Source organism: Aurantibacter sp. UH7 (assembly GCF_056839165.1).
This window is the reverse complement of record NZ_CM166388.1, coordinates 2,440,262-2,466,220: the sequence shown is the minus strand read 5'-3', so window position 1 is coordinate 2,466,220 and position 25,959 is coordinate 2,440,262. Positions and strand designations below refer to the sequence as shown.

The window sequence follows — 25,959 nt, the reverse complement described above, 5'->3', positions numbered from 1 at the left end:
GAATAACATATATTTGGTCAACCAATTTGGTAAACCAGTATGGTAAACCAAATAAGAAATTCTCTAACAAGTATAAATTAAAACGATATGTGCCAATGAAATTTTAAAAAAGAAAGGATACTTAATCATCCTTTGCAACAGTACGTTACTTCATTCTAAAGAGAAGCAATAAGAACAACATGTAAATAATACTAAATCTATTTAAACGATAAAAACAAAGAGTTAAATAGATTTTACGATTAGTATTATATAAGATCAAATTTGATTTCTGAAATCATATTAAAATCGGCTCATCCGAATAGCATTACTAACTTAATCTTAATACAAATGAAATTTAAAAATAAACTAGCACTAATATTTGCCCTGTTTGTCAACATGGTAATATTTGCTCAAGACGGCACTCAATTGACCGGTACAATTGTAGATGCAGATAACATCCCTATTGCAGGGGCAAACGTTATAATCGCCAATACTACAACAGGTACGGCGACAGACTTCGATGGAAATTATGAGATTACCGTAAATGATGGTGATCAACTTCAATTTTCATATATAGGATTTGTCACTCAAACAATAGCCTATACAGGACAGGGAACTTTAAATGTAACTATGGCCGAAGATGCAGCATTACTTGATGAAGTAGTGGTTGTTGGTTATGGTACACGTAAAAAATCTCACCTTACAGGTGCAGTAGCTAAAGTTAAAGGTGATGCTATTGCCGGAATACAGGCTGCACGTGTTGATGACGCTTTAGCAGGTAAACTACCTGGTGTTTTAATTCAAAATCAAAGTGGTGCACCTGGTGCCGATCCAAAGATTCAAATTAGAGCAGCTTCATCTATTACAGGAAATTCAGATCCATTAATTGTTGTTGACGGGTACCCTATTTCTGGAAGTTTAGCTACAGTTAACCCAAACGATATTGAAAGTTTAGAAGTTTTGAAAGATGCGGCTTCCGCTGCTATTTATGGTTCTAGAGGAGCTAATGGTGTTATCTTGATAACTTCTAAAAAGGGTAGAGCTGGTAAAACTAAGTTTAGTTACAATGCTTACACAAGTTTTTCGAATAAGTATGTAGACAATATTAAAATGACAGCTAGCGAATTCGCAGATTACGCTGATGCTTCTATTGCAAATGGCAATTGGGATGTTTCGGAAATTGAGGCAGCCGCTCCAGGATATACACAGTTTAAAATAGACGGCTTTAGAAATGCACCGGATGTTGTTGCTAGAGAAGATTATTTTTTTGGAACAGGTTCTACTCAAAGCCATGACTTTAGTATGAGTGGTGGTAGTGAAGATTCGAACTTCTTTGCATCAATGGGTTATCAAAACACCGATGGTGTTGTAGTAAAACAAGGATTTGAAAGGCTCAATGCACGTTTAAGCGCTGACACTAAACTTGGTAAGAAATTCAAGGCGGGAATAAGCTTTAACGGATTTGCTTCCGATAGATCTGATTTCGAAGGTAGCTTAAGAGATGCAAATAGACAGTATGATATTAGTCCAATTTACCATACACCCGCATCTATTGCATTCGTACAACAATTAGAAGCGCAACATCAAGCTTTGGATGGTGGTAATGGTATTAGAGTGAGCAGACAAGGTGGTGTGTCTGGTTTTAGAGCATTTGATTCTAGAGCTGTAGCCGGAGACCTTCCAGGCATTTTCCCTCAAAGTATATATGACTTACAACCTGGTGATCCTGCATGGGACTGGCACTACGGAAGAGATGGTAACGGTATTGGAGGGTCAGGTAATCCTGGTACTGCTAGTATTCTTGAGAACAAATCAAATACCGAAAAAACGTATTTTGCTAATATTAGCTCCTATTTATCATATGCTATAGCAGAAGGTTTAACCTTAAAAACTGTTTTAGGTGGAGATTATAGAGCTACACAATTCAAACAACACGCATTAATTACTGGTGACGGTGGTGGCGAATTAAAAGATACTTATTTGGACCAACAGGACGTTCAAAGAAAGTCTATGTTAAGCGTAACTACTTTAGACTATAATACCGTGCTAAATGATAAACATGATATATCTGCAGTACTTGGGGTAGAATTTCAAAAGAACCATCTTTTAGGTACTTCAATACAAGGGAATAATGTAGAACAAACTTTCGGAGAACCTCTAAATTATGCTTTTATATCTAACGAAAATACGATTGTAACGGAAAGAAATGAAACTATACATAGAGAGAGTATTTTTGGAAGAATAGCTTATGCCTATGACAATCGATACTTAGTATCGGCTTCTGTAAGAAGAGATGGTGATTCTCGTTTTGGTGCTAATAACAAACATGAAATATTCCCAGCATTCTCATTAGGATGGAATATACATAATGAATCGTTTTGGAATTCAGAAAGCTTTATTAGCAAATTTAAACCAAGAGTTAGTTACGGGTCATTAGGTACAACTTCTAATTTAGGAGCTTATAATGCTTTAAGTTTTGCAAATCCTGCAACAACACCATTAGGGAATGCATTTCTTATTCCGTCAGATACTTCAAACCCAGATTTAACATGGCAAACTAATACTGAGACTAACTATGGTATTGATTTAGGTTTTGCAGATAATCGTTTCACCTTGGGTGTAGATTATTATACGTCTGACATTGAAAATATTTTAATTGACCTAAGTGTTTCTGAAGTATTGGGTAGAAGTTCTATTAGAGTTAATTCTGGAGATGTGAAAAGTTCCGGTTTGGAATTTGAAATGAATGCAGGAATCGTTAGAAACGATAATTTCAATTGGAGTTTGGGTGCAAACCTTTCTACAGTTCAAACAGAGATTACAGACTTAGGTCCTTTAACACAATTACCGGATCAAATTTATGGTACTTCTGGTAGAGGTGCTGTTTATAGGAATTACGTAGGCGGAGAAATAGGTGAATTATGGGGTTTACAAACCACAGGATGGGTTGAAGAAAAGCATATGATAAACCCTACCGATGTAATCGGTGCATCTAGTGGAGAAGTTTATGTAGTTGATCAGAATGGTGATGGCAAAATTGACGCAACAAAAACAGTTGAAGATGGTGGAGATTTAGTGAAATTAGGAACAAACACACCTGATTTTTACTGGGGTCTTAATAGTAATATGAGCTATAAAAATTTAGATTTATCTTTCCAATTGCAGGGTTCTCATGGAGCAGTGCTTTACAATGTTGATCCACTTTATTATGGTTCAAATTGGGGTGGTAGATTACGTGGTAGTTTTGATGCTGATGGTGATGGTATTGAAGATGCTACTGGCAAACATTATACGAGAGCAAGAGATCAAACTGACGCAACCGTACAAGATGCTGGTTATGTTGCTTTAAGAAACCTTACACTAGGTTATACATTTAACCAAGATCTTATGAACAAAATTGGTTTAAGTTCTATTAGGATATATGGTGCAGCCACCAATTTATTATATTTAGTTGGGGATGATTATACGTCTTACAACCCAGAAGGTATAAACACTTCAAATTCTGGTTATGGAGGACCAATTACTTCTGGGCATCAAGAAGGTGCGTATCCAGTATTAAGAACTTTCACTTTAGGTTTAAATGTTAACTTTTAATAATGAAAAAAATAATGAAAAAAATATTAATAGTAATGGTTTCAATGTTGTTTATAACAGCATGTACCACAGAGTTAGACCAGGCACCACCCAATCAAGTGGATGCAGATAATATTAGTGATTATGAACCTGTATTAATTGCGGCATATTCTTATCATTATGATGCTATACATACAATGCCAGTATTAGGCGATTTTAGATCAGACAACTGTTTGTTTGACGAAACACCTTATACAGATTTTGCCGATTTTTCTGGCAATAATATAACTAGTAGTATGAATGCAGATTTCTTTAGACCTTTTTACTCTAGTTTATATCAATCTATATTAAGTGCTAATGATGTCATAGTAAACTCTACAGATGCTACGCAAGTTGGTGAAGCTCAATTTGTAAGAGCGTTAGCTTATTTTAAATTGGTACAAGTTTTTGGCGATGTAACTGTTAATTTATTAGGAGCACCTACCGTTGAAGAAATTGCTGCTGCTGACCTTACAAGACAACCTAAAAATGATGTATATAACAATATCATTATACCTGACCTACAAGCAGCAAAGAGTGTTTTAGGCGCTGCTAATGCCGCAAATGCAGGTGGTAGAGCAACAAGTAATGCTGCTCAAGGATTGTTAGGAAAAGTGTATGCAACAATGGGTAACTATGGAGCAGCTGCAACAGAACTTAGTGCGGTAATAAACGGAGCTGCTGCTGCGGGCATTTCATTAGTACCTGATTATTCTATGATTTTTGGTAGTGATAATAATTTCAATTCAGAAGTTTTATTTGCAACAGCGCAGTCAGCTTCCTCAGTTATTCCTGGTGCTACTCGTACCGAAATTATTGGAAATTGGTATTCTGGAAGAAATACAAAAGCAGATGATGGTGCACCACTATCTGCAGATTTAATTGCTGCTTTTGCCGCAAGTACAGGAGATTTAAGAACAGCTTTGACACTTAACGGTGAGACTGCTTCGGTAAAATATGATGCTGGTTCATACACTGATATGAATTGGATAGAATTAAGATTAACTGATGTTGTAATGTTATATGCGGAGGCATTGAATGAGACTACAAATGCTGGTGGAGGAGAATCTGCAACCATTTTAGCATTATTAGACCCTATTAGAACTAGAGCAGGATTAGCTAGCTTAAGTGGTACTGCAACAACGCAAGCAGAAGTAAGACAAGCTATTTTAGACGAAAGAAGATTAGAGTTCGCCTGTGAAGGACAAAGATGGTTTGATTTGGTTCGTTTTGATGCCGCTAGTCCTGGTATACTTAGTGCTGAAATGGGACAAACAATTAGTAGTAATTATTATGTTTTCCCTATGCCTGTTACAGAAGTAACTTCATTTGACGAAATAGTGCAAAACGAAGGGTATTAATACTGAGTTTTGTTTAAGACATCTACAATTAAATAAGTTAATTAGTTGAGTTGGTTTTTTATCTGAATTTGCTGACCCTGTACACAAGGGTCAGTAAATTCTATTAAAAATGAAAGAAGTTGCAACTAATTAATCTTTTAAGGTTCTATTAATTTTTTTGGTTGAACAAATTAAGTATTTTTAGCAAACCAATCTGGTTAACCAATTTTAAAACCTCCGGAATACCTATTAATTATGAAGTTAGAAATCCTCACTAAGAACGAACACAAAGAAACTCAGAACATAATAATCTCAAAAATTCGAGATTTAATAATTTTTAAAAATTTAGAACCAGGTGATAAGCTACCATCGGAACGTTCTTTATCAGATAAATTTGAGGTAAGTCGTAGCAACATTCGTGAGGCAATTCAGAAGTTAGAATTTTATGGTTTGCTAATATCCAAACCACAAAGCGGAACATTTGTAGCAGATATCGCCCAGGTAGCTATGAACGGGATGATTGATGACATTCTTCGACTAGAAGACCCCGATTTTAGATCATTGGTGGAAACTAGAATTTTACTAGAACTAAAAACAGTTCGGTTAGCAGCTTTAAGGAGAACGGAAGAAGATTTACAAAAATTAGAAAATGCGCTAGAAGCATTTAAAATAAAAGTAATGAATGGAGAAGATGCTGTTCAAGAAGATCTCCTGTTTCATTTAGCCATTGCAAAAGCTAGTGGAAACAGCACCATGAATACATTTATGTTAATAATTACGCCCGAAATTATTACCAACTTTGAAAAACATCATGTTTGTGATAAAGATCAAAGCATGAAGGGCATTCAAGAACATAAAGATATTTTTGATGCCATTAAAGAACAAAATACGCAGAAAGCGAAAGAAATGATGAAGGTTCATTTTAACCAACTATATCAATACTGTTATAATAAAAAAACTCAGAAATAAATAATTTGTAATTGAAGACATTTTAATACTTCCCGTGATTTTTTTAATTACTAAGGCTTATGAAGAGGCTTTATTAATTACTGTTATATTCATATCTAATATAAATATCTTTTCTTAAACCAAATAACAACCTAAAACAAGAAATATGAAATTAAACGGATTAAGATGGTGGGTCGTAGGACTTGTAGCTTTAGCAGCAGTTATAAATTATATAGATAGGCAAGCTTTTGGAGCTTTATGGCCTGACATTGCTAATGAGTTGTTCCCTGACATGGATAAGGATGGACACAAAGCAATTTATGGCACAATTTCCACAGTATTTATACTTTCCTATGCTGGGGGTCAAGCACTTTTTGGCAAAATATTTGATTGGATAGGTACAAGACTTGGTTTTGCATTATCAATAGGCGTATGGTCTATTGCTACTATGTTACATGCATTTGCACAAGGAGTATTAAGTTTCTCAATCTTTAGATCTTTATTAGGTATTGCAGAAGCAGGAAATTGGCCCGGTGCTGCTAAAGCCAATGCAGAATGGTTTCCAACTACAGAGAGAGCTCTTGCGCAAGGAATCTTTAATTCAGGAGCCGCTATAGGTGGTATCGTAGCTTACCCAGTAATTGGGTTATTATCAATTTATTTGGATTGGCAAGGAATTTTTATTGTTGTAGCTATCCTTGGATTCTTATGGTTACTACCTTGGATGTACATTGTAAAAGGTGACCCTAAATCACATCCTTGGTTAACTGACGAAGAAAAACATTATATACTTTCTGGACAAAGAAATCAAGATATTGACGACGATGGAAATTACGATGAAGGATATACTCCTAACACTGGACAATTATTCAGACACAAAGAAAGTTGGGGTGTTATAATAGCCTCAGCAGCGATTGACCCCATTTGGTGGCTTTTCATAGTTTGGATACCTATTTACCTGTCGGAAGTTTTTGGAATGGATGTCAAAGAAATAGCATTTTCGGCATGGGTACCTTACGTTGGAGCAATGATTGGAGCCATAATCGGTGGTTTACTTGCCAAAAATAGAATAAAGGCTGGCTGGACTGTAGATAAAACCCGAAAGATGACTATCACTTTAGGTTGTCTAATTATGATTCCATGCTTCTTCCTATTAAAAGCACCAGGATCAGCTATCAATGCTGTAATTATTATGGCGGTATTACTTTTTGGATTTCAAATAGCAATCGGAAATATACAGACATTGCCAAGTGATCTTTTCAGTGGTAAAATAGTAGGAACATTGTCAGGTTTTGCCGGTATGGCTGCCAAACTTGGTGCTGCAGGACTTACCATTTTAGTAACATTCATAACCACTGGAGGTAACTATACACCAGCATTCTTAATAGGAGGAGCATTGGCAATAATAGCACTACTTGCGGTGTGGTTATTATGCCCTAAAATTGAACCCTTGAAAAGTAAAAACTAAATAAAATTCAAATAGATTTAAATTAAATATAAAATGAGCAATAAAGGAAAAGTAGCAGTAGTAACCGGCGCAACCGGAGGAATTGGCTTTGCAGTAGCCAAAAGATTAGGGCAAGACGGATATACGGTTGTTTTAAACGGTATAGAAGACGAGAAAGGAGCCGAGAGAGTAAAAGAATTAGAGGCAGAAGGAATCACTGCTGAGTATTTTGGTTTTGACGTTACAAGTGATGACGCTGTAACTTCTAATATAAAAGCCATTGGCGATAAATATGGTAAAATAGATGTATTGGTAAATAATGCTGGTGGACTTGGTGGTAGATCAAGGTTTGAAGAAATGACAACAGATTTTTACAGATTTGTAATGGCATTAAATCTTGATTCTGTATTTTTTGCATCAAGAGCTGCAATACCTTACCTAAAAAAAGGAGAGCACCCATCTATAATTAACTATACATCAAATGCAGGATGGACTGCTGGTGGGCCAGGAGCTGGTATTTATGGAACTTCTAAAGCAGGAGTTCATGCAATAACAAGAGCTTTAGCTAAAGATCTTGCTGAATATGGAATTAGAGCTAATGCTGTATCTCCTGGTACAATTGACACGCCTTTTCATGCTCAAATTAAAGCAACGAAACCAGAAGTTTTTGCTTCATGGGCAAACAATATTATGTTAGGTAGATTAGGCCAACCGGAAGATGTAGCTGGTGTAATTTCTTTCTTAGCTGGTAAAGATGCTTCATTTATAACAGCTGAAACTATCCAAATTGGTGGTGGCCAAGCGTTAGGAATCTAATAATTAAACTTATTTTTAGTTTTTTAAAACAATCTAAAACCCAATTCCTTTTTCCCTAGAATAAAGGCTAGTAGAAAAACGGAATTATTAAAATTAATTAACCATGAAGAAAGTTGTTACATTCGGAGAAATTATGCTTCGTTTAGCACCTCCAGGATTTTTAAGATTTTCACAAGCTAACAGTTTTGATGTCGTTTATGGTGGTGGTGAATCTAATGTTGCCGTATCATTAGCCAATTACGGTGTTCCTGTAGATTTTGTCACCCGTTTACCAAAAAATGACATCGGCGAATGTGCACTTATGGAAATGCGCAAAAGAGGAGTTGGTACCAGTAAAATAGTTTATGGCGGAGACCGTTTAGGAATTTATTTCCTTGAAACTGGTGCTGTATCACGTGGCTCGAAAGTAGTTTACGATCGCGCTCATTCTGCTATAGCAGAAATTGAATCAGGTATGATTGACTGGGATTCCGTTTTTGAGGGTGTAGAATGGTTTCATTGGACAGGTATTACACCTGCTATTTCGCAAGGTGCTGCCGATGTTTGTTTAGAAGCTGTAAAAGCTGCTGACAAAAAAGGGATTACCATTTCTACCGATTTAAATTACAGAGCTAAATTATGGAATTACGGAGGAGACCGTGAAAAAATCATGACTGAACTTACTTCGTATTGCGATGTTATTCTTGGGAATGAAGAAGATGCTGAAAAGCATTTTAACATTCATCCAGAAGGTTTAGATGTACATAAAGATGGTGCTGATGTTAAAGCGGAAGCTTTTCTTTCGGTGTGTAAACAAATGATGAAAAAGTTCCCAAAAGCTAAAAAAGTAATTACAACTTTAAGAGGCTCTATATCTGCATCACACAATACATGGGCGGGTGTTTTATGGGACGGTTCTAAAATGTTCGAAACAAGACAATACCAAATTACCGACATTGTTGATCGTGTTGGTGGTGGTGATTCTTTTATGGGTGGATTAATCTATGGCTTATTAAAATATCCAGAAGATGATCAAAATGCATTAGACTTTGCTGTAGCAGCTTCTTGTTTAAAGCATACTATAAAAGGTGATGCGAACTTAGTGACAGTTCCAGAAGTTGAAAAACTAATGGGAGGTGACGCATCAGGTAGAGTGGCTAGATAATTTAAAATAACTAATAATGGCGTCAAAGAAATCCATATTAATTATTTGTGGTGGTGGCCCTGCCCCCGGAATTAACGCTGTTATTAGCACAGTAGCTAAAATCTTTTTAAAGGATGGCTATAGAGTACTTGGTTTGCATGAAGGTTTTAAAGGAATCTTTTCTGACAGTCCGCAAATAAAAGAATTCGATTTTGATCATGCTGATCGTATATTCAGCAGAGGAGGGTCGACGCTTATTATGAGCAGATTCAAACCAAGTAATGAGAAACTAAACACTAACCTATTTTCTCAAAACAATGTAAAACTGTTGGTAAGTATTGGTGGCGATGATACCGCTTCTACTGCCAACAGAATTACTGGTTATCTTGCAAAAGAAAATATTTCCATATCCAATATTCACGTTCCAAAAACTATTGACAATGATCTTCCATTGCCAGATAGAAATCCTACTTTCGGATTTCATTCTGCCAAAGACGAAGGCGTTCGTATAGGTAACACCACTTATGAAGACGCCCGAACCAGTCAAAATTGGTTTGTCATGTCTACTATGGGTAGATCAGCTGGGCATTTAGCTTTTGGCATTGCCGCTAGCTGTCATTTTCCAATGATGGTAATCCCTGAGATGTTTGACAAAACTGAGATAACTTTTGACAAGGTTGTTCGGTTGATTGTTTCTTCGATGGTGAAACGTAAAATTGAAAATATCAATTATGGTGTTGCTTTAATAAGCGAAGGTGTGTTTCATATAATGCCCGATTCTGAACTTGATAATTGTGGCATTAATTTTACCTATGATGATCACGGACATCCTGAATTAGGTAATGTAAGTAAATCGCATATTTTCAATATGCTTGTTCAAATCAAATTAAAAGAACTTGGCATAAACATTAAAAGTAGACCTGTTGAACTTGGCTACGAACTTCGTTGTTGCCGACCTATCGGATTCGATTTAACTTTATGCACGCTATTAGGGCTTGGGGTTAAAAAAATGTATGATGAAGGTAAAACTGGCTGTATTGTTACGGCCAACTCAAAGGGCGAAGTAACACCTTTATTTCTTAAAGACCTACAAGGTGAAGATGGCAAAATTGCTCCTCGATTAGTAAATATAAATTCGGAATTCGCAAAACTGTGCTTTCAGAATTTGCACTACTTATCGGAAGTTGACAATGAAAAAGCCAAAGAATACTTAAATAAACCTGAAGATTATTATTTTAATAAAATATTAGAAGCTTAAAATTTATGGCACAATATACGCGTATAGAAGTAGCAAATGTTATGAAGGAAACAGGTATGGTTCCTTTATTTTATCATTCAGATATTGAACTTGGTAAAAATGTTCTAAAAGCATGCTACGACGGTGGAGCTAGATTAATGGAATTTACTGCAAGAGGCGATTTTGCTTTTGAAGTATTTTTAGAATTAAACAAATTTGCAGTTAAAGAACTGCCAGGTATGATTTTGGGAGTTGGCTCAATTACTGATGCCGGTGCAGCATCAATGTATATGTCTATGGGTGCAAACTTCATTGTTACACCTTCGTTAAGAGAAGATATAGCATTTGCTTGTAACCGAAGAAAGGTACTATGGTCTCCTGGCTGCGGTTCATTAACTGAAATAAATAAAGCAGAGGAATTAGGCTGTGAAATTGTAAAACTATTCCCTGGTTCTACTTATGGACCTGGCTTCGTAAAAGCAATAAAAGGACCCCAACCTTGGACTAGTGTTATGCCAACAGGTGGTGTAAGTACAGAAACGGATAATTTGAAGGGATGGTTCGATGCCGGTGTAACTTGTGTTGGTATGGGTTCTAAATTAATTAGCAAAGAAATCTTAGCAAATAAGGATTTTAAAGGCTTAGAGAATAGTGTAAGAGAAACCTTGAATACCATAAAAAAACTTAGATAATGGAAAGCACGGCTAATAATAAATCGATATTGAAAAAATTATTAGCCATTATTTTAGCCTTTGGCCCAGGCATTTTTGCAATAGGCTATACAATAGGCACAGGTAGTGTAACTTCAATGATTGTTGCCGGAAGTACTTACGGCATGCAATTACTTTGGGTTTTATTATTAAGTTGTGTTTTTTCGGGTTTACTAATGTTCGCCTATGGTAATTTTGCTTTAGTCTCAGGAGAAACAGCTCTTTATGCTTTTAAAAAGCATTTAAAATGGGGCAAGCTTATCGCGATACTTATTATCATTGGTGTATCCTTTGGTCAATGGAACTCTCTAATGGGAATTTTAGGTATCTCGGCCAATATAATATTTGAAATATTCCTGATATATTTTCCCGACTTAGCTGGATATCAATATGAGTCGGTCTTAATAATTGCAATAGTGGTTATTGCAATTTTCTATAGATTCTTATTAATTGGCAAGTACGCATTTTTTGAGAAGATTCTAGTGATTTTTGTTACAATAATGGGCCTCTCTTTTATCATATCATTATTTATGGTATACCCCTTACCTATTGAAGTTGCGAAAGGACTAATTCCAACTATTCCTAAAGTACCAGGTGGTCAAATGATGGTTGCAGCCTTTGTTGGGACGACTATGGCCGCAGCTACATTTTTATCAAGACCGCTATTTGTGAAAGGTAAAGGGTGGACAATTAAAAATCTTGCGCAGCAGAAGAAAGATTCCATAATAGCAGCTACTTTAGTTTTCTTAATTAGCGCCTCAGTTATGGCCGTAGCCTGTGGAGCGCTATTTCACCAAGGGCAACCAGTCACCAAAGTATTAGACATGGTTAATACTTTAGAACCCGTAGCGGGCAAATTCGCTCTTACGTTATTCTTTTTCGGAACATTAAGTGCGGGACTGTCTTCTATTTTTCCTTGTTTATTAATTGCTCCTATTCTAGTGGCAGATTATCAATCTGGTGAATTAGATACAAGTTCTAAACAATTTAGGATTATTACGGCTGTTGCTTGCTTATTTGCCTTAATTGTTCCAGTATTTGGCGCCAATCCTATTGAGATGCAAATTGTATCTCAGGTGTTAAACGTATTTGTTTTGCCATTAGTAATTATAGGCATCATTCTATTGATTAATAGCAAAAAGATAATGCGTGAATACAAAGCCACAATTTGGTTAAATTTAGGCCTATTTGCAGCCCTATTCTTTTCTTGTGTTATTTCGTATAATGGAATAGTAGCACTTATAGAGTACTTCTAAAAGAAACAATACTATTTAAAGAAAGACGCGAGCGCTTTTAAAAGCATCGCGTCTTTTTTTGTGCTTAAGAATAAATATCTAAATAAACTGTATTCTAAAATCAATTCAGACTTTGAAAATTATATTCAGATAAGGTTAATTATTAGATACAAAAAAAGGGACGAACCTTTCGGAAGTCCCTTATAATTGTGATGGCACTAGGATTCGAACCTAGGACCGCCTGCTTAGAAGGCAGGTGCTCTATCCAGCTGAGCTATGCCACCAATTTTTTAAGTGGCTGCAAATTTAGTAAAAATTCTAGATTTTCGGCACTGAATCTTTAGCTATAAAAAAACTTTCTTTCTCTTGATCAATTCCATCGATAATATGCAGGTCTGAACGTTCAATTTTCAATCGCTTTAATCCCTCTTCAGAAATTGAACTCCCCCCTAAATACAGGCTTTTTAAGCCTAACATACTCGAAAACACTTTAAGACTCTCATCTGTAATGTTTGTCTTAAAAACTTTTAAAAATTCTAGTTTTTTTAATTCAGAAAGCAACTTAATGTCATTATCACCCACTGCAGTTCTATCTAATTCCAGCCTTTCAAGGTTCTTCCAAGTTGCAATTAACGTTAATTCATCCTTGGTTATTGGCAAGCCTGATAAATCAAGTTCGACAATATTTTGCCCCACACGACTTAAACTTTTCGCCCAACTCGAATCATATGTTGGAGGCTTAAACACATCAACACCTAAAGCATTAAGATTACTGGCCACTCTATTAATAGTTATATAATCTGAGGATAAATTAATTAAAGTACTATCATCAACTACCGGAAGATTCTTCCATCTATCCGTTGCATCTGGTTTCATTAAATTATGAACTAAACTCACCAAAGGATCTAACGTCGGCAATTGATTTAACTTCAAAGTATCACTGGCCCCCAAGGCAATCCATCTTTCTAAAATTTGTATTTCTTTAGCTGTCAGTTGCTGCTTACCTTCGGGTGGCATATGTTCTTCATCTTCTATAGGCAAATACAATCTATTAATTAATTCACTTTCTTCAACGTTTTGGGGAATAACAGTACGCCCTAACTCACCACCAGTAAGAATACCATCTAAAGTGTTTAATAATAGCTCTCCTTTTTTCTTATTAGGGTTATGACAAGAAACACATTTATCATCCAAAATTCTACTAACAATATCCTTATAAATCAATGGATTTTCAGGAATTTGATCTTGTCTTTTCTCAATTGGTAATGCTAAGAAATCTTCGCCATGGGTAACCATACCACCATAATGACCTGTTACTAACACTAAACATATTATTGCCCCTTGTATTATTTTAGGTATGATTCCATTTATAGCTGCACTTGAACTTAGCCAATACCATATGGTTACTAATAAAGCCAAAGCACCACCTAACCATTGATGCCAAATTAACAACTCACCTTTTGACCCAGATTCTTTGCCAAGAAAAAAACCAGAAACTGCAGTAATTAATGTTAACAATACAGTAATTGTAAAAAGTAGCGGCGGAATTTTTTTATTTGTTAATCCTAAAAAAGCACAAATCAATAAAAGTACAATAGGAAAATGCAATACCAATGGATGCCAATGTCCTATCCAAGCAACTAATCTTGGTAAAACAATATAGGAATCAAATATGAGACAAAATATAAGGAATATTGAAAGTCCTAAAACCACATAATCTATCCATTTATTCTTAGCGATGTCTATCATTTGTTACGCTAAAAGATCTTTAATTACATTACCAGCTACATCTGTTAAACGAAAACGTCTTCCTTGATATTTGTAAATAAGCTGCTCGTGATTTATTCCCATTGTATGCATTAGTGTAGCATGAAAATCATTTATATGAACTGGATTTTCTACTACATTGTATCCGAACTCATCGGTCTGACCGTAATTAAATCCTTGTTTCACACCTCCTCCGGCCATCCAAATACTAAATGCTCTTGGATGATGATCGCGTCCGTAATTTTCAGGATCAAATTTACCTTGCGCATAATTACCTCGTCCAAATTCTCCACCCCAAACCACCAATGTATCATCTAGCATACCACGTTGCTTCAAATCTAAAATAAGAGCAGCTGACGCTTGATCTACGTCTTTCGCTTGTCCTTTCATTTCATTATGTAAATTACCGTGCTGATCCCATCCTTGGTGATATAACTGGATAAAACGAACTCCATTTTCGGCAAGTCTACGAGCCTGCAATGCATTTGCAGCATATGTACCTGGCACTTGGCAATCTTCACCATATAAATCAATAATTGATTGTGGTTCTTTTGAAATATCCATTACATCTGGCACGGACATTTGCATTCGATATGCCATTTCATATTGAGCAATCCGCGATTCAATTTCGTCATCACCAGTATCCACATGATGCAATTTATTCAAAGAAGACACATGATCCAGCAAATGACGCTTATCTGAACGAGAAAGTCCATCAGGATCATTTAAATATAAAACCGGATCTTTACCTGAACGCAAAAGAACACCTTGATGCTTTGAATCTAAGAAGCCACTCGACCATAATTTGGAATATAAGCCCTGACTATTTCCTTTACCTCTAGAAGTTAAAACAACAAATGATGGTAAGTTTTTATTTTCACTACCCAAACCATAACTCATCCACGAACCCATACTTGGCCGACCTGAAATTTGACTCCCAGTTTGAAAAAAAGTTATTGCAGGATCATGATTAATGGCCTCTGTATGCATACTACGAACTATTGTAATTTCATCAGCGATTTTTGCAATATGCGGAAAGAAATCACTAATCCACGTTTGGCTTTCTCCATGTTGCTTAAAACCAATTTTCGGAGGCATTAATGGAAATTTGTCTTGATTCGCAGTCATTCCGGTTAAACGCTGACCGTTACGAATAGACTCCGGCAAATCTTCACCCATTCGCTTGCGCAAAATAGGTTTGTAGTCAAATGATTCTAGTTGCGATGGTGCCCCTGCCTGAAACAAATAAATAATTCTTTTAGCTTTTGGCGCATAATGAGGAATACCTAAAGGTTGTGATAAAACACTTTCAGGAGAGCCCTTAAATAAATCTGGAATCAATAATGAACCCAAGGCCAATGAACCAACGCCTACGCTTAATTGTGAAAAAAAATGTCTGCGATTAACCTTTAAAGGGTTTTCAGACTTGTTCTTATCTTTCTCCTTCATATGTTAAATTATTCTTTGGTAATAGTTTCGTCTAAATTATAAATAACCTGAGCTGTTAACATTAATGCGGCAGTCTTAGCCGGATCAACATTCAATTGTTCATATTCCCCTAACGATGCCAACTTCTGCGCATCATCACTATCATTTGTATAGATATTCACCGCATCATAATAATACTTATTTAAAGTAAGCAACTCTTCCTCCTTCGGAGAACGCACCAATATGCGCTGAAAGACCTCTTTAACAATATCTGGATTACTTTCGCCTTCAATGAGCGTTCGCTGCGCCAAAACCCGAGCTGCTTCTAATATCTGGATATCATTTTGCAGAGCAAGTGCCTGCAATGGTGTATTTGTTTTTTGCCTTCTTACTTCACAAAAATCACGATTAGGTGCATCAAAAATGGTCATCGTTGGCGGTGGCAATGTACGCTTCCACAATGTATATAGTGATCGTCGATAAAGATCTTCACCTTCACCTTGAACATATTTGGTAAGCACACCCCTATTTTCACCTGCATTAGTTTCAGCCCACAATCCATCTGGCTGATAGGGCATAACACTAGGACCACCAACCTCAGTATTTAACAACCCACTTGTAGCCAAAATATAATCTCGAATCATTTCCCCACTCATTCTAAAACGAGGTACTCTTGCTAGCAATTTATTTTCAGGATCAGAAATTTTTAAATCGGGACGCAATATAGATTGTTGTTGGTATGTTGCCGAAAGCATTATCTTCTTCAACAAATATTGCACATCCCAATTATGCTCCATAAAATCGACAGCTAACCAATCAAGTAATTCTGGATGCGTAGGTAAACTACCTTGCACACCAAAATCTTCAGAAGTTTCTACGATTCCCTTCCCAAAAAGCATCGCCCAAATTCTGTTTACAAAAACTCTTGCCGTTAATGGATTCTTTTTATCAACTATCCACTTAGCCAGTCCCAACCTATTTTTAGGCAATTCTTTCGCAAACGGGTAAATATTTTCTGGTGCATTTGGCACAACAGAATCTGTTGGTTGGTCGTACTCCCCCCTATTTAATATATGAGCAGTTCTTGGGGCAGAATCATTCATCACCATTACATTAACTTGCTTTCCCTCTTCTAAATTGACAAAGTCTAAAACACCACTTACCTCTTTAGATGAAAGTTTAATATATGGAGGGTCTGCAAAGAATTTTTCATTCTTGGCTTGTACAGCGTCCATTTGCAATCCTTTTTCGTTAACCTGATTGAAAAAGGAAAAGAATTCAAAATAATTTTCCTGAGATAAAGCATCATACTTATGATCATGGCAACGTGCACATTCTAACGTAAGACCTAAAATTCCCTTACCTAAAGTATTTGTCCTGTCAATCACATAATTCGTTCTGTATTCTTCTTGAATAGCTCCTCCCTCTTGTGTTATTGGATGATTTCTATTAAAACCCGTTGCTAGTACCTGTTCTAAATTTGCATCAGGTAAAAGATCGCCAGCTAGTTGCCATGTTAAAAACTCATCATAAGGTAAATTTTTATTGAAGGCATGTATTACCCAATCGCGCCAAGGCCACATTGTTCTATAACTATCATCTTGATAACCATGAGAGTCAGCGTACCGTGCAACATCTAACCAAGATTGTGTCATACGCTCACCATAAGCCGATGTTGATAAAAACCTATCGATGGTTTTCGGAATTATTTCTTCTGATGGCAGTGCTAACAATTCCTTAGTTTGTTCAATATTAGGTGGCAATCCAGTGAGGTCTAAGCTAATTCTCCGAACTAAAGTTTCTTTCGATGCTTTTTCTGAAGGTTGAATACCATTTTCGATTAGCTTTTTTAAAATAAAACCATCAATTTCGTTCTGTGCCCAATCTGGAGTATTTATCGTAGGAACTTTTTTCTTCACTGGTGATAGATACGCCCAATGCTTTTCAAAATTTGCTCCCTGTTTAATCCATTTTTCTATAAGTCGTTTTTCGTATGAATTTAGACTCAACTTAGAATCTTTAGGAGGCATTATTTCATCTTCATTATTTGTAATAATTAGATGATAGGCTTTACTCTTATTTGGCTTCTCTGAAACAAAAGCATATTCACCGGGACTTTCTTTTAACTCTTCAAAGGCAGCTTTTTCTGTATCAAGCCTAAGTTTAGCTTTTCGCTTGTTAGCATCTGGCCCATGACAAGTATAGCAATTATCAGAAAGTATAGGCTTAATATGAAAATTGTAATCCACTTTCTCAGGGAGTTCTATACTAGCAAATTTGTCATCTAAAGTATTAAAAGAGCCAGTTTTAACAGCATATATCAGCAAAATTAAAACACCAAAAATAACCGCTAAAGCAAAAATTCTTTTCATAGTACGCACAGCTATCTATTACTGCATCATTAAATGTAGCAATTTTAAATATAATAAAGGAAAGAATATTTACTGTAACCCTGCTTTTACTTGAACTTTTAACGGGTTTTTTAAACAATTGTAATAGTACAAGATTTCCTTTTCGGGATTTGTAGAATCTACTGCAAAAACTAAATATGCATTTTTCTCGTAATATCGACTACCTACAGGAAATGTTTGAATAGTATCTGACAATATACGATTCCAATACCTACCATTATTAGAAGACCTGGTAATTTTGGTGTATGGATTATGCAAAGGTGAGAGTTCACCGTTAACATTGGTATTATCGTACTGTAATCGAATTGAAGCAAAGCCATAACCTTTGTCCAAATTATAAAAAGCTAACCAACTTGCATCATCAGTTACGTGATCTTTCTCTAAAACATCTAATTCATCTGAATATAACTTTAAATGCGCGATTGACCCATCTTTCTTTGTATAGGCGATATGTGTAAAAAGACTATCCATCGTCATTTCATCATTGCGCAATAAGTTCAATTCCACTTCTTTTTTGACCGTCATTGTAGATTCAAACAAGAAGTATGGAAGGTCTTTATAAAATTCGTATCGCCCTTCAATTAAAATTTCAGGCACACTATCGGTTATACCAGAACGTTCTTTAAACACTTTATAAACATTCTTTTTTACTTCATTTAACGAACCAGCCTCTAGATCTTCTAAATTGAAATAATAATCAGAATTTGTCTTAGAAAAATTAGGAGCCCAATGCATCGCGATATGACCTCTTCTTAAAAGTTGTTTATTAAAGTCTTTAAGAACTATTCCATTTACTTGACCACCACGTTTGTCATCTTCCGTACTAAAAGTTGCTTTGTAAACCTTGTTATCTATTGTAAGATTATCTTCTGAAAGAATACTTCTATTTTGCGGTGTTTTCGATTCTTGATTTTGAACAACAGTAACATTGAATGTCTTGGTTTGATTTGCTTTTAATGCAACAGGAAAAATGATATCGTATTTGTAATCATTTTTATTCTCATTGGCACTTTTACTCACTGATAAAACAGTCGTGCCGTCTTCCACATTCGTTAGTAATATAGACTCACCAATTGATAATGCTTTATCCAAGTTAACGGTTGCACTTACATATTCTACTTGTCGCTCAATACCGGCGGATTCAGAAACCTCAATTTCAATACCATTTTTCGAATTAGAACAGCTAGCAATTAATGTGATTAAAACAATGTATTGGAAAATCGACTTCATTATTTAGTAAAAATCAAATTAAACTTAACTGTTACGTCAGGCCCAACTATTACCTGTCCAAACATAGCCGTTGGCGGCTCTATTTCATAATCCTTTAGAGCAAGACCATATTCACCTGAAATATTTAATTTATCGCCCACCTTTTCTACCTTACTTGCAATCTCAACTTCTTCAGCTTCACCCGCAATTGTTAGCGTACCAACCAAAATAGATTCATTTTTTACTTCCTTTAAATTAAATATCACTTGAGGATGTGAGTCTTTCTGCAATGCAGCATGCATTTTTTTATCCATTGTCGCACCACGTTCACTCTTAATATCAGCTACAGCAACTTGAAAATCTATTGTTTTAGGAAGATTGGCATCAGTACTCAATTCGCCTTTCAAAGTATTCGCGATCACTGTCCAATCATGTACTGTTGAAGTACCATCAATTGAGAGTTTGCTTTCACTTGACAAAACATATGTATCTTGAGCAAACCCAGAAATAAAAGAAATTGCAAATAAGAATGTAAAAAATATACTTTTCATTTTGTAATTTTTAAAGTTTTTATAGAACAGGAATAGTCGGGTTCGGAATTAAATAATTACCATCTTCTAATGGTGCATTGGGCATCTTCATATCCCATGTAAGATTTTCAGGCACAATGTTTAAATTAGATTCCTTTGCTTTGTCTAATTCAATAATCTTGCCAGATTCTATAGCCATCCTACCCATTATGGTGGTCATAGTGCTCTCCGCTCCATACGCTGTATTATTCACATATGGCTTATTTCCTAAAACTGCTCCGACAAAAACATCTTGTTCTATCTGTGAAGATGAAGGGTCATCTTTATCACGATATCTCCATAATGAGTTTCCTTGTAAATCTACTATTTGAAAACGCTCATCGGCTTTAGCTTTTGACCCTTGTATATTAAAACCCATTCTATTGGTGCAGTTATCCATTTGTCTACATTGCACATGTAATTTTGTGCCATCGGCATATTCAAATTCCACGTAATGATGGTCAAAAATCTCGCCATGATCGGGACCTTTTAGCATAGCTCGTCCTCCCATTCCACTTGCCTTAATTGGAAAATCTTTTTTTATCCAATTTACAACATCAATCTGGTGTATTGCTTGTCCCGCTAACTGACCTCCCCACAACCAATTAAAATAATGCCAATTGCTTATTTGATATTCTAATTCAGTTTGATTGGGTTTTCTTGGATGCACTGTTGCAATACCTACATTATAATAAACATCCATTGAAAGCACATCGCCAATATCACCTGCATGAATTTTCGACACCATTTCATTGAGTGCCATTTCATACCTTGACTGCAAGCCTACAACAACATTTAATTTCTTTTCTGTAGCTGTTTTACCTACCTCAATTATTTTACGATATCCTGGCCCATCTACTGCTAACGGCTTTTCCATAAAAACATGTTTCCCAGAAGCAATAGCATATTCAAAATGATTCGGTCTAAAACCTGGTGGTGTTGCCAGAATTACAGCATCACACTCATCAATAACTTTTTTATATGCATCTAAGCCTAAAAACTGACGTTCTCTTGGCACATTTACTTGTGTAGCAAAATCTTTTGAAACTCTTTGAACACTATTATCAAGCTCATGTTGAAAAACATCACCCATAGCTACCAATTCTACAGATTCTGATGCCGTTAATGCCTGAAAAATAGCTCCAGTACCGCGACCACCACAACCTACCAAACCGAGTTTGATTTTTTGTTGTCCCAATACATTTGCACTTGAAAAAGCTGGAAGATGACTAAACACCATACCTGCAGCTACTGTTTTTGAAGTTTGCTTAATAAACTTTCTTCGGGGATTCGTCTTCATAAGTCATTTATCTATATTCGTAAAATCTATTCATCTAATACTGTTTGCCAGAATTTTTTCTGGTCTTCTGGTGATGGTTGAACTTTAGGACTTACTAAACGAAAACCAACAAAGTTACTATCTGTAAACCACCAAAAACTTTTAGGAATCTGTGGATCTCTTTTTTGTAATTTTTTGCTTGATGCAGTTCTGGCAGCCGAACGCAATTTATCTGGATCATCATCCCAAGAACCACCTCTAATAACACGTGGGTGAATTACCATGGGCGTAACCCATGGGTTCTTCTCTTCTGAATTTGCGTAAGTATCTACTTTATATTCATCAAGTGTCCACTCCGATACGTTACCGTGCATATCGTAAAGTCCCCAGGCGTTTGGAAGTTTCGTTCCTACTTTTGCCGACTTGTTATTCGAATTTTTATAATAAACAGCATATTTATCTAACTCCTCTAAAGAATCTCCAAAAGAATAAGTGGAATTTGACCCTGCTCTAGCAGCATATTCCCATTCTGCTTCTGTTGGAAGTCTATAAAATTTTCCGGTGACCGTACTTAACCATTTACAAAATACAAGTGCTGAATACGTAGACATACTAATTGCAGGAAAACCTTCTTTGCCCATTCCATATGAGGGATCTTCATAAGGTGGACTGGGTCTACTAATAGCATCTATTTTAATAACTTTATCATTATCTAATTTTACAAAGAGCTCTTGATTTTGCTTAAAAAATAATTCAAAAACATCCCAAGTCAACTCATATTTACCCATATAATAGCCATCCAAGACAACCTGATGTTGCGGTCCTTCATCTGCTTTTCTATTCGCTTCACTTTCAGGACTACCCATAGTAAAACTACCTGAAGGAATTTCAACCATATCAAATGTCACATCTGTCTGAGGAACCGCTTCCGTAAAACCCTCTAGCTTTTGAGAAACAACAGGAGTTTTTCCACTACTTTCAGCTGTTACTGTATTTGAAGATTTACATGCTGGTAAAACCAAAACACATGCTGCTAGTATGATATAAACAAACTTTACTTTGGGGGTTGATTTTTGAAAGCCAACAAGGAAATCCTTATTATTTTTTGTCATCAATTCTAATTTTGATATTAATATTTTAAAACAAGGGATTAAGTTATGCATTACTTAAGGAATGAGAAAATTAATATTACTTATACACACAATGCCTGAACAAAATTATATATCCTCAAATAATATTACTTTTGAAAGCTATTATTCTAACAAATAAAAACTATTTAATATGAAAAATATAATATTATTCTTCGCTCTTATAATTGTTTCCATCTCAACAAAGGCGCAAGAAAAAATCACTGAAGACCTCAATCCTTTTACTCAGGTAAAAGCCTTTGATCAAATAACAGTCACCTTAATTAAAAGTGATAAGAATCAACTCATTCTTACGGGTGATGATATTGGAGATGTTAATATTGACAACAAAAAAGGACTACTAAAGATTAAGATGGATATTGAAAACCACATGGACGGTGATGATATTGAAGCTACTCTATATTACTCAGGAGAATTAACATTATTAGACGCCAATGAAAATGCAAAAATTTTTTCCAAAGGCACTTTTAAGAGCAAGGATGCAAAACTTGCTGTACAAGAAGGAGCAGATATCGTATTGGATGTAGCCATAGATAATCTTTATGTTAAATCTACTTCGGGTAGTGAGGTCACACTTACTGGTAAAGCAACAACGCAAGAAGTAGTAGCAAATGCTGGAGGTAAAGTTTACAATAAAGAACTTACCACGAAAGACACAAAAGTAACTGTTAATGCAGGCGGCTCAGCTGAAATTAAAGCTTCAAACAAGGTAGATGCTAAAGTTCGTGCTGGTGGAAAAATCAGTATTTATGGCAATCCTAAAGAGGTAAGTAAGGATAAAGTGTTTGGAGGCAAAATTGAAGTAATCAAATAAAGCTATATCACTTTTTCGAAAATTGAACCATTGCAAAAATTGATACAAAAAAATCCCGATGAAAAATTCATCGGGATTTTTAATTATGTGGGCAATGAGGGATTCGAACCCCCGACCCCCTCGGTGTAAACGAGGTGCTCTGAACCAACTGAGCTAATTGCCCTATTACTTATCCGCTTAGGAGGGTGCAAATATAAACTAGTTTTTGAGATGCCAAAAGAAAAAAAAGAAAAATATTAAACAACTTCAGCAACAACGAATGTACTACCACCAATAAATATGAAATCATTCTTGGTTGCATTTCGTTTAGCAAAAGCAAAAGCCTCTTCTACTGAAACATAAAGTTCTCCATGCAACCCATATTCTATAGCCTTTTCAGACAATTTAGAAACTTCTAAACCTCTTGAAATATTAGGTTTCGCAAAATAATAAATCGCATCTTTTGGAAAAAGCGGCAATATGGCCTCCAGATTTTTATCCTTAACAAAACCTAAAACAATATGTAATTTTTCAAATTCTTGCGCTTTTAATTGTTGTGTTACCTCTGTAAGTCCTTCTTTATTATGGGCTGTATCACAAATCGTCTTTGGATTTTCACCTAGAACCTGCCACCTTCCTAATAAACCAGTATTTTCAACAACATTCGTTAAACCTTTTTCAATTTGATTTTCTGTTATTTTAAAACCATCTAGATTGTTAATAGTTTCAACAACGCCTTTTATATTTTTTATTTGGTATTTGCCAAGAAGCGAAGTTACATAAGCTTTTGTCTGCTTTTTTGCAGCAAAAACAACCTTAGTCCTTCTATCCTTAGCTATTGTTTTAAATACTTCTGCAATTTCCTCTTGATATTCGGATATAACAACTGGAACCTCATCTTTAATAATTCCAGCTTTTTCGATTGCAATTTTTTCCAAAGTATCGCCCAACATATCCACATGATCTAATCCTATATTAGTAATCAATGAAACTTCAGGGATAATAATATTTGTAGAATCTAAACGACCACCGAGTCCAACTTCAATAACTGCAATATCTACCGATTCGGCAGCAAAGTAAGCAAAAGCCATACCTACTGTCATTTCGAAAAACGAAAGTTGATTCGCTTGTAAATAATCTTTATACTTAGCGATAAAATCGACTACAAAATCTTTCCCAGCAGGTACACCGTTGATACGTATTCGTTCTCCAAAATCTTTTAAATGTGGTGAAGTATAAAGTCCTGTTTTATAACCCGCCTCTTGTAGAATAGAAGCCAGCATATGACTACTAGAGCCTTTTCCGTTAGTACCAGCAACATGTATACTTTTAAATTTGTGCTCCGGATTACCTAAATAACTTGCCAAAGAAATACTTTTATCAAGCTTGGCATTAAACGCACTCTTACCTTTTTGTTGATACATTGGAAGTTGAGCAAACATCCAATCTAAAGTTTCTTTATAGGTCACTCCCCTAACTTAAAGTTTACAACAACAAATCCTACTTGTTGACTAGGCGCATTAGAATCTAAATTCCATTTATGCTTGAAAGCTGTCTTTTTTGCAGGTTCTAATAAACATGCACTATTATTAGTTGTTCCTCTTACACCAGGTTCAGCGCTAATAACATTGCCGTTTTTATCAACTACAATTTTCACAACTACTCTACCAGCTTCATTACATTGCTGTGCAACCTTACCGCGACTAACTAATGAACGACCGTTCAATCCGTAACCTCCTGTTCCACTACCTGAACCTGGACTTCCATAATAACTAGTAGCGTATGGATTACCATCTGGCGAACCTTTATCTCCTGCTCTATTATCGTCGCCTTCTGAACCTGAGGCATTGCCGTCAGACTTATTGAGGCCACCCATCAATTCATCAAGCTTTTTCTTCTTTGCCTCTTGTTCTTTTCTAGCCTTTTCTTCAGCATCGCGTTTTTCCTGAGCTATTTTAGCAGCTTTCGCCTTTTCTCTTTGAATAGCTTCATCCCTTTTACGCTGTGCTTCTTTTGCTGCATTATCTGCTTTTTGCTTTGCCTCTTTTGCCTGCTTAATTTTTAGTGCTTCTTCATTTTCTTGGGTTAGCACCTTTTCTGAAGGAGCTTCTTTTTCTGCTACTGCTTCTGGTTCTTCTTCTACAACTTCCTCAACAACTTCTTCAACAGCTTCTTCCTGTTTGGTAGGTTCAACCGGAGGAGTATCCAAGGGTTCTGATCGTATTTTTTCTTTTGGTTGCACATTACCCGATCCAAAATCTGTAGTACCAAAATTTACGGATATACCCATCTCTTCTGGAGGATCCATATAAGTCATCCCTATATAAAACAGAATAAGTACAAGCGCACTTAATATTGCGGTTGTAAGAGTAAATGATTTTTTCTTGTGTCTCGTATCTAGTAAAGGCATTAGGCCAACTTATTTTTCAAGTTCAAATCAAAAATGTTGCCAAAAAATAGCATGTGCTAAATTAAGCAGAATGTAGGTATGATATGGGCGAAATTTTTTAACCGATATATTAATTCGGTCGAACAGCTAAAATAACCTTATAATTATTGCGATTTGCAATATCCATGACATTTACAGCCTCTTTAATAGCAACACTTTCTTCTGCTCTAAGAATAATTGTTGGCTTATCTTGACCTTCTAATGCCTTCTTCAATTCAACCTCAATATAGTCTCCGTTAATTCTTTCATTATTTACAAAATACTGCAAATTCTTATCAATACTAACAGACACATTTTGCGTATTTGTAGATTTACCCTTAGCCTTTGGCAAAAGTAAATCGAGAGCATTCGGTGAATTCGCTGTTAACATAAAGAATATTAACAATAGAAAAACGATATCGGTCATAGACGACATACTAAAATCTGGACTGACCTTATTTCTTCCTTTCAATTTCATAA

At 35.6% G+C, this 25,959-nt stretch carries 20 protein-coding genes and 2 tRNA genes; 10 read left to right on the top strand and 12 right to left on the bottom strand.

Translation table 11 applies throughout. The annotated features are described in order from the left end of the window. Window positions 1-327: 327 nt before the first annotated feature. The 9 genes from UH7x_RS10430 to UH7x_RS10390 all read left to right on the top strand — a co-directional run bounded on the left by UH7x_RS10430 (window position 328) and on the right by UH7x_RS10390 (window position 12,468). A complete protein-coding gene (locus UH7x_RS10430; protein WP_482359873.1) occupies window positions 328-3,573 on the top strand; it encodes a SusC/RagA family TonB-linked outer membrane protein in 3,246 nt (1,081 codons plus the stop codon). 14 nt (window positions 3,574-3,587) lie between these two features. Continuing rightward, entirely contained in the window at window positions 3,588-4,952 is a 1,365-nt protein-coding gene (locus UH7x_RS10425; protein ID WP_482359872.1) for a RagB/SusD family nutrient uptake outer membrane protein, read from the top strand. A 234-nt stretch (window positions 4,953-5,186) separates the two neighbouring features. After that, window positions 5,187-5,900: a FadR/GntR family transcriptional regulator gene (locus tag UH7x_RS10420; protein WP_482359871.1), complete on the top strand. Its 714-nt coding sequence runs from the start codon at window positions 5,187-5,189 to the stop codon at window positions 5,898-5,900. A 145-nt stretch (window positions 5,901-6,045) separates the two neighbouring features. Next, window positions 6,046-7,347 carry an MFS transporter gene (locus UH7x_RS10415; protein WP_482359870.1) on the top strand — a complete coding sequence of 434 codons (1,302 nt, stop codon included), beginning with the start codon at window positions 6,046-6,048 and terminating at the stop codon, window positions 7,345-7,347. A gap of 33 nt (window positions 7,348-7,380) precedes the next feature. Beyond that, window positions 7,381-8,142, top strand: a complete 762-nt coding sequence (locus UH7x_RS10410) for an SDR family NAD(P)-dependent oxidoreductase (protein ID WP_482359869.1) — start codon at window positions 7,381-7,383, stop codon at window positions 8,140-8,142. Window positions 8,143-8,245: 103 nt separating this feature from the next. Beyond that, the gene (locus tag UH7x_RS10405; RefSeq protein WP_482359868.1) at window positions 8,246-9,286 is read left to right on the top strand and encodes a PfkB family carbohydrate kinase; all 1,041 of its coding nucleotides are present in this window, start codon (window positions 8,246-8,248) and stop codon (window positions 9,284-9,286) included. 16 nt (window positions 9,287-9,302) lie between these two features. Next, window positions 9,303-10,523: a 6-phosphofructokinase gene (locus UH7x_RS10400; protein WP_482359867.1), complete on the top strand. Its 1,221-nt coding sequence runs from the start codon at window positions 9,303-9,305 to the stop codon at window positions 10,521-10,523. Window positions 10,524-10,528: 5 nt separating this feature from the next. Then, complete coding sequence (locus UH7x_RS10395; RefSeq protein ID WP_482359866.1) at window positions 10,529-11,194, top strand: bifunctional 4-hydroxy-2-oxoglutarate aldolase/2-dehydro-3-deoxy-phosphogluconate aldolase; 666 nt, start codon at window positions 10,529-10,531, stop codon at window positions 11,192-11,194. Continuing rightward, window positions 11,194-12,468 carry an Nramp family divalent metal transporter gene (locus tag UH7x_RS10390; protein ID WP_482359865.1) on the top strand — a complete coding sequence of 425 codons (1,275 nt, stop codon included), beginning with the start codon at window positions 11,194-11,196 and terminating at the stop codon, window positions 12,466-12,468. The genes UH7x_RS10395 and UH7x_RS10390 overlap by 1 nt, the downstream gene beginning before the upstream one ends. A 189-nt stretch (window positions 12,469-12,657) precedes the next feature. Here the strand turns inward: UH7x_RS10390 and UH7x_RS10385 are convergent. The 8 genes from UH7x_RS10385 to UH7x_RS10350 all read right to left on the bottom strand — a co-directional run bounded on the left by UH7x_RS10385 (window position 12,658) and on the right by UH7x_RS10350 (window position 22,222). Then, window positions 12,658-12,731: transfer RNA gene (locus tag UH7x_RS10385), tRNA-Arg, on the bottom strand. Window positions 12,732-12,765: 34 nt separating this feature from the next. Continuing rightward, window positions 12,766-14,196 (bottom strand): c-type cytochrome domain-containing protein, encoded by a 1,431-nt coding sequence (locus UH7x_RS10380; RefSeq protein WP_482359864.1) that lies wholly within the window; start codon window positions 14,194-14,196, stop codon window positions 12,766-12,768. Between the two features lie 3 nt (window positions 14,197-14,199). Next, entirely contained in the window at window positions 14,200-15,663 is a 1,464-nt protein-coding gene (locus UH7x_RS10375) for a DUF1501 domain-containing protein (protein WP_482359863.1), read from the bottom strand. 8 nt (window positions 15,664-15,671) lie between these two features. After that, window positions 15,672-18,014: a PSD1 and planctomycete cytochrome C domain-containing protein gene (locus tag UH7x_RS10370; RefSeq protein ID WP_482359862.1), complete on the bottom strand. Its 2,343-nt coding sequence runs from the start codon at window positions 18,012-18,014 to the stop codon at window positions 15,672-15,674. Window positions 18,015-18,083: 69 nt separating this feature from the next. Continuing rightward, window positions 18,084-19,283: a hypothetical protein gene (locus tag UH7x_RS10365; RefSeq protein ID WP_482359861.1), complete on the bottom strand. Its 1,200-nt coding sequence runs from the start codon at window positions 19,281-19,283 to the stop codon at window positions 18,084-18,086. Next, window positions 19,283-19,813, bottom strand: coding sequence for a YceI family protein (locus UH7x_RS10360; protein ID WP_482359860.1), 531 nt, complete (start codon window positions 19,811-19,813; stop codon window positions 19,283-19,285). Before UH7x_RS10360 ends, UH7x_RS10365 begins: the two co-directional genes overlap by 1 nt. Before the next feature lie 19 nt (window positions 19,814-19,832). Next, entirely contained in the window at window positions 19,833-21,131 is a 1,299-nt protein-coding gene (locus tag UH7x_RS10355; RefSeq protein ID WP_482359859.1) for a Gfo/Idh/MocA family protein, read from the bottom strand. A 26-nt stretch (window positions 21,132-21,157) separates the two neighbouring features. Then, window positions 21,158-22,222 carry a formylglycine-generating enzyme family protein gene (locus UH7x_RS10350; RefSeq protein WP_482359858.1) on the bottom strand — a complete coding sequence of 355 codons (1,065 nt, stop codon included), beginning with the start codon at window positions 22,220-22,222 and terminating at the stop codon, window positions 21,158-21,160. 169 nt (window positions 22,223-22,391) lie between these two features. On the opposite strand from UH7x_RS10350, the gene UH7x_RS10345 reads away from it, so the two are divergent. Beyond that, on the top strand, window positions 22,392-23,072 hold the full coding sequence (locus UH7x_RS10345; protein WP_482359857.1) for a head GIN domain-containing protein: 681 nt from the start codon (window positions 22,392-22,394) through the stop codon (window positions 23,070-23,072). A gap of 88 nt (window positions 23,073-23,160) precedes the next feature. On the opposite strand, the gene UH7x_RS10340 is transcribed toward UH7x_RS10345, so the two are convergent. From UH7x_RS10340 to UH7x_RS10325, 4 genes are all read right to left on the bottom strand, one after another. Next, a tRNA-Val gene (locus tag UH7x_RS10340) sits at window positions 23,161-23,235 on the bottom strand. A 73-nt stretch (window positions 23,236-23,308) separates the two neighbouring features. Continuing rightward, entirely contained in the window at window positions 23,309-24,520 is a 1,212-nt protein-coding gene (locus tag UH7x_RS10335) for a bifunctional folylpolyglutamate synthase/dihydrofolate synthase (RefSeq protein ID WP_482359856.1), read from the bottom strand. Next, a complete protein-coding gene (locus tag UH7x_RS10330) occupies window positions 24,517-25,461 on the bottom strand; it encodes an energy transducer TonB (protein ID WP_482359855.1) in 945 nt (314 codons plus the stop codon). The genes UH7x_RS10335 and UH7x_RS10330 overlap by 4 nt, the downstream gene beginning before the upstream one ends. 109 nt (window positions 25,462-25,570) lie before the next feature. Further along, window positions 25,571-25,957, bottom strand: coding sequence for an ExbD/TolR family protein (locus tag UH7x_RS10325; RefSeq protein ID WP_482359854.1), 387 nt, complete (start codon window positions 25,955-25,957; stop codon window positions 25,571-25,573). Between the last annotated feature and the right edge of the window lie 2 nt (window positions 25,958-25,959).